The 5900-nt window shown below is 34.3% G+C and carries 6 protein-coding genes; 3 read left to right on the plus strand and 3 right to left on the minus strand.

Features of this window, described 5'->3' with window-relative positions; translation table 11 throughout:
- The coding region (locus A9G30_RS05655; protein ID WP_141672015.1) for a threonine aldolase family protein at positions 1-627 on the plus strand (627 nt) is incomplete at its 5' end.
- A gap of 127 nt (positions 628-754) precedes the next feature.
- Here A9G30_RS05655 and mobA read toward each other — a convergent pair.
- Complete coding sequence (gene mobA / locus A9G30_RS05660) at positions 755-1342, minus strand: molybdenum cofactor guanylyltransferase MobA (protein ID WP_065588321.1); 588 nt, start codon at positions 1340-1342, stop codon at positions 755-757.
- A gap of 201 nt (positions 1343-1543) precedes the next feature.
- On the opposite strand from mobA, the gene A9G30_RS05665 reads away from it, so the two are divergent.
- Positions 1544-1813, plus strand: coding sequence for a YihD family protein (locus tag A9G30_RS05665; protein WP_065568369.1), 270 nt, complete (start codon positions 1544-1546; stop codon positions 1811-1813).
- A gap of 8 nt (positions 1814-1821) precedes the next feature.
- Positions 1822-2547, plus strand: coding sequence for a thioredoxin domain-containing protein (locus A9G30_RS05670; protein WP_065588322.1), 726 nt, complete (start codon positions 1822-1824; stop codon positions 2545-2547).
- A 143-nt stretch (positions 2548-2690) separates the two neighbouring features.
- Here A9G30_RS05670 and A9G30_RS05675 read toward each other — a convergent pair whose 3' ends face one another.
- Positions 2691-4664 carry a MacB family efflux pump subunit gene (locus tag A9G30_RS05675; protein ID WP_065588323.1) on the minus strand — a complete coding sequence of 658 codons (1974 nt, stop codon included), beginning with the start codon at positions 4662-4664 and terminating at the stop codon, positions 2691-2693.
- A gap of 1 nt (position 4665) precedes the next feature.
- Positions 4666-5853, minus strand: coding sequence for an efflux RND transporter periplasmic adaptor subunit (locus tag A9G30_RS05680; RefSeq protein WP_065588324.1), 1188 nt, complete (start codon positions 5851-5853; stop codon positions 4666-4668).
- Between the last annotated feature and the right edge of the window lie 47 nt (positions 5854-5900).

The raw sequence follows: 5900 nt of genomic DNA on the forward strand, positions 1-5900 counted from the left end.
GTCTATATCTCAAATACGACAGAACTCGGTACGGTATATACCAAGCAAGAACTCAAAAAACTATATCAATTTTGCCAAAAAAATCACCTTTATCTTTATTTAGATGGTGCAAGATTAGCGATGGCATTAACGGCAAAAGATAATGATATTACTTTTCCTGATTTAGCAAAATATACTGATGTATTTTATATTGGTGGAACTAAAGTGGGGGCTTTTGCTGGTGAAGCGGTGATATTTAATAATCTTTCCATTAATCAAGATTTTCGTTTTAGCATGAAGCAAAAAGGAGCAATCTTAGCCAAAAGCTGGATTATTGCCATACAAATTAAAGCATTAATGCAAAATAATCTTTATTTTGAGTTAGGGAAGCACAGTAATGAGATGGCTGATAAATTAAAAACACTATTTGAGAAAGCAGGGTTAACATTTATCGCCAAACCACAAAGTAATCAGCTATTTGTTAATTGTCCAATCCAACTGGCTGAAAAAATTCTTGCTCATTACGCCGTAGATAATCTTGGACAAACTGATGCTAAACACATTGGTTTGCGTTTTTGCACCTCATGGTCCACACAAGATGAAGAAATAGAATTATTTGCTGAGCAATTTCAGAAATGGTTAGCATAACAAATAAATAGCGATTAGGCGTTGATATGAACTACTTTAAATAAAATAACCTGCTCCCATTATTAAGGCTATATTATCTATTGATAAATAGTCTTAATACCGATGATATACTTATCTTATTTCTATCTCAGTAGTTTTTTATTTGATTTGCTTGTTTAAGTTCTTCAGGCGTATTGATATTAATAAAACAAAAAGTCTGATCATTAAAATCAACGGATTTTGCATCAATTTGTTCTAAAAATGACATTAATTTACGATTACCTTGTTCCAAATACAATTTAAGTTTTTGGATAACTGCTTTATGAATAAGCAAAATAGTTGGGTGATTATACTGACCATCACACGGGTAGATTGCTTTGCTGTTTGAAGTATGTATTGCTAAACGCGCGATTAAATCATTTGGTAAGAAAGGGGTATCACAACTAACAAATAAATTCCAATCTGTTTCACTACGTAATAACCCACTGTAAATGCCAGATAATGGCCCTAAATAGCCAGTTAGATCATCGCTAAATACTGGGTATTGAGCTTTTCGATATTGATTAGTATTACTATTGCAGTTAATCATAATTGAGTCAACTTGAGGTTTGATATGGTTAATGACATGTTGGTAAAGCGGTTTTCCGTTTAACAACAGTAATCCTTTATCATCACCATTCATTCGTAAACTTTGCCCTCCTGCTAGAATAATTGCAGTAATTGGTACACTTTTCATAAATTATTTCTCTTTTGCATTGCCAAAAAACAAAATAACATTACTATATAACAAAGTTGTTTTAAGTTTTAGCATACATATTTTAAACATAGCAGCTCAATTATTCATGAAATTGAGTATATACCAGCCTGTTTTTAATATGTAAATTAAATTTTATATCATCATCTTCAATTACTTTGAGGATTAAAAAAGGTATTAATTATGAAATGTCATCGTATTGATGAAGTAATGGAATTATTACAACCCGCTTGGGAAAGTGATTCAGATCTTAACCTATTACAATTTTTAGCTAAATTGGGTCAAGAAGCGGGGTTTGAAGGTGAATTAAAGGACTTGAGTGACGAAGTTTTAATTTATCATTTAAAAATGCGAGGCTCAGATAAGAGCGAAGCTATTCCAGGCCTAAAAAAAGATTATGAAGAAGATTTTAAATCTGCGTTGTTAAAAGCACGTGGAATTATAAAAGAATAAGGAGGATTATGAATATGAAAAAAACGCTGATAGCAATTAGTATTGCACTTTTTTCTGTAAACTGTTTTGCAGATGAAGGTAAAACAACAACTAAATCCGAAGTATCAACAACCACAACTGCGCCAGAGCCGATCGAATTAGGCAAACAATATGCTGCATTACCAACAAACCCTTCACCCGACAAAGAAGTTATAGAGTTTTTTTCGTTTAATTGTCCAAGCTGTTTTAGATTTGAAATTCAAAATCAAGGTTCGCACACCATTGGTAAAGCTTTACCAGAGGGGGTCAAATTTAAACGTTATCATTTAGAGGATTTTGGACCACTAGCTAAAGAGCTTGCGCAAGCGTGGGCTGTAGCGAATGTCCTTGGTATTGAAGATAAAGCTTCAGTTGCATTTTATAATGCAGTTCAAAAAGATAAAACAATAAAAACAGCTGATGATATTAAAGTGGTTTTTGAAAAATTAGGTATCAGTGGTGAAGTGTATGATAAAACCAAAGATGGCTTTTTAGTTAAAGCCTTTATGGCGCAACAAGCAAGTGCAATTAAAGAGATGAAACCAGAGTCTATTCCTACTGTTATTGTTAATCGTAAGTTTTTTATCATAGCAAATCAACTTAATATAACTAGTGATGAAGCATTTATTAATGACTATGCAAGAGTGACTGCATTTGTTGCTGGGTTAGATCCTAATGCAAAAGTAGAGCAAAAAACAAATTCCGATAAAAAATAATGTGATGATATATCATTGTTATCATTTTTTACTAAAAGTATAACCTATTATTTTTAATAGATAAGTTAAGCGTTTAGTACTAATATTACCATCCCTTTGCATAGCTATTTTACGCAAAGGGATTTTTTATTATAAGAATATGATTATTCTCTTTCTAAAGCATGAATAGGATCAAGCTTAGCAGCTCGTCTTGCTGGAAAGTAGCCAAAGATAATGCCAATTATACTGGAGCAACTAAATGCGGCAATAATGGCAAGAATGGAAAAACTCATAGCAAATGACGTAACAACAGCATTAAAAACAAACCCAATAGCAAATGAAAGTAAAATACCTACTGTTCCACCAATTAGGCAGACTAATACTGCTTCGATCAAAAATTGTTGTAGTATATCACTTGAACGAGCACCAACCGCCATACGTACACCAATTTCGCGAGTTCTTTCGGTGACCGAGACTAACATGATATTCATCACCCCAATACCGCCAACAATAAGTGAAATTAGCGCAATAGCTGAAACCAATAGAGTCATTACCCAAGTTGAGGAATTAATTGTTTCTCGTATATTGTCTGAGTTAAAAATATAAAAGTCTTTTGTGCCATGCCTTTTTAACATAATTTGATTAATAGCTTGCTCAGCAACCGATAGATCAACATTATCGTTAACGCGTACCGTAATACTTTTTAATGACGTTTGCCCAACCATACGATTAATAACTGTGGTATAAGGTAACCAAATATTTAAACTCTCATTGCTACCAAACCCTTGTTGTTGTTTGGTAGCAATACCAATTATTCTTACTGGTAATTGTCCCACCATTAAAATTTTTCCAATAGGATTTTGATTGGCAAATAATCGTTTAACCGTATTTTCATCGATTACCGCATCTTGTGTGGAAGCAATAATACTTGTTTCATCGAAAGATTTCCCCTGTGTAATATTATAGCCACGAACGGCAAAAAATTGCTCACCAACACCATTTACAGTTCCTATTACAGCAAGGTTGTTAATTCGAAAATAGACACTGGTTGCAAGGTTTGGGGTCGTACTATGAACAAAGCTTTGTTGAGCTAAAAAATCCGCATCAGATGAGCGCAATGTAGTGATTTTATCCGCATTGCGATCACCAAATCCCGATCCGGCATAAATTTCTAAAGTACTCGTTCCTAATGAATTAATATTAGATAAAATTTTTTGTTTGGTACCTTGACCTAACGCAACAACTGACACCACAGAGGCAATACCAATTATAATACCTAACATAGTTAAAATAGTTCGTAACCGTTGTGAGACCATCGATAAAATAGCCATTTTAAACGCATCACGAAAACGATAATATTTTGCCCAGAAATTATCTTGCGTTTTAGTCGCTTCGATCTGCTTAACTTGGCGATTAGCATTGCAATTTTGTTCAGATTGGTAATTTGGGTTAATTGAATCAGAAACAATATTCCCGTCACTAATTTCAACAACTCGCTGGGCACTTTTAGCAATATTTGTATCGTGAGTAACAATAATAACGGTGTGACCTTGTTGGTGTAATTCTTGTAATATTGCCATCACTTCTAAACCACTTTTACGATCGAGGGCTCCTGTTGGTTCATCAGCTAAAATAATTTGCCCACCATTAATTAAAGCTCGACCAATACTGACTCGTTGTTGCTGTCCTCCCGATAACTGGCTAGGTTTATTATCTATTTTGTCGGCAAGCCCTAAACGGGTTAAAATTTCATTCGCTCTTTTTTGTCGTTGCTCGCTGGTAATACCCGCATAAATAGCAGGAATTTCTACATTTCCACGTGCGGTTAGTGCATTTAATAAATGATAACGTTGAAAGATAAAGCCAAAATGCTCACGACGTAATTCAGCTAGCTCATCAAGGGATAACTTCCTTGTTGCGCGTCCACTAATAGAGTAAGTCCCTGAGGTTGGTTTATCTAGGCAGCCTAAAATATTCATCAAAGTGGATTTTCCAGATCCTGAAGCCCCAATAATAGCTACCATTTCACCAGCATTAATTGTCAGATTGATGCCTTTAAGAACTTGTATGGTTGAATCTCCTGCAGGAAACTCACGAACAATATTCTCAAGCTTGATAAGCGGTATATTATTCCCCATGTTAGAATCGAATCCTTGGTGATCTTACATTATTGCCTATTGAAGCGCCATTAGCACTACTGACCACAACAATATCACCTTCTTTAATACCTGATTTTATTTCAACATTGATATTGTTATCGGCACCCAAAATAACCTCACGCTCTTCAATTTCTTTATATTTATTTAACAGATAAATAACCGCTTTATTTTTGTCTAATTTTTTTTGGATTGCTTGAGAAGGAATAGTTAGCACATCTTTTGCTTCGGACAAAACGATATAAACTTGCGCTGTCATTGAAATTCTTAAAATATGATCGGGATTATCCACATCAAATAACCCATTGTAATAAATTGCACTTTTTGTGGATGATGAGCTTGACGAGGTTGCCTCTGTATTAATCGAGTCTGGCGCAGGCTCGATTGCGCGCAGAGTTAAACCATCAAAACGCCTATTAGGTTGACCTAAAATAGTAAAATAAACTGGCATTCCTTTTTTAACATTAACCACATCAGCTTCAGAAATTTGTGCCTCAATGGTCATTTTATCAAGCTGAGCTACTTTAACTATGGTTGGTGCACTTTGCACGGAGTTAACTGTTTGCCCTTCATCGACTGGAATTGCGACAATTACACCATCAATAGGTGAGCGAATTTTAGTATATCCTAAGTTCACTTTCGCTGTATCTACAGCAACTTGTGCTTTAACAATATCGGCATCAAGTGCTGCAATATCGGCTTTAATTACATCAAGCTCGGCTTTTGCTGCATCCAAATCAGATTGAGCACCAACGCCTTTATTAACTAACTTGCGATGGCGATCATAAGTTAATTGATAGTTAATTAATTTCGCTTTTTTAGCTTCACGCTGTGCTTCTAAACTATTGAGTGATGCTTCTGATTGTTTTAAATCATTACTTTGTTTAAGATCGTCAATCTCTGCAATCATATCGCCTTGTTTAACTTCATCACCCAATTCAACATAAAGTTTTTTAATTTGACCCGAAACTTGAGCACCAACACTGACTTGTTTAAATGCACTAATTGTCCCATCTGCTAGGACTGTTTTTTCAATATTGCCTTTTGTTGCCGGTGACGTAATATAATTAACTGTCGTTTGCGAAGAGAAAAAAATTATTTTTGTAATATAAATAATTGCAAAAGTAATGACGGCTATGAATAAATACTTTTTTTTAAAAAACTTTAACAATCTTTTTCATCCTTATGTTTTGTTATTATTTTTTAACCATTGTATCG

Origin of the sequence: Gilliamella sp. Fer4-1, from assembly GCF_001690515.1 — a bacterium.
GTDB classification, from domain to species: Bacteria; Pseudomonadota; Gammaproteobacteria; order Enterobacterales; family Orbaceae; genus Gilliamella; species Gilliamella apicola_C.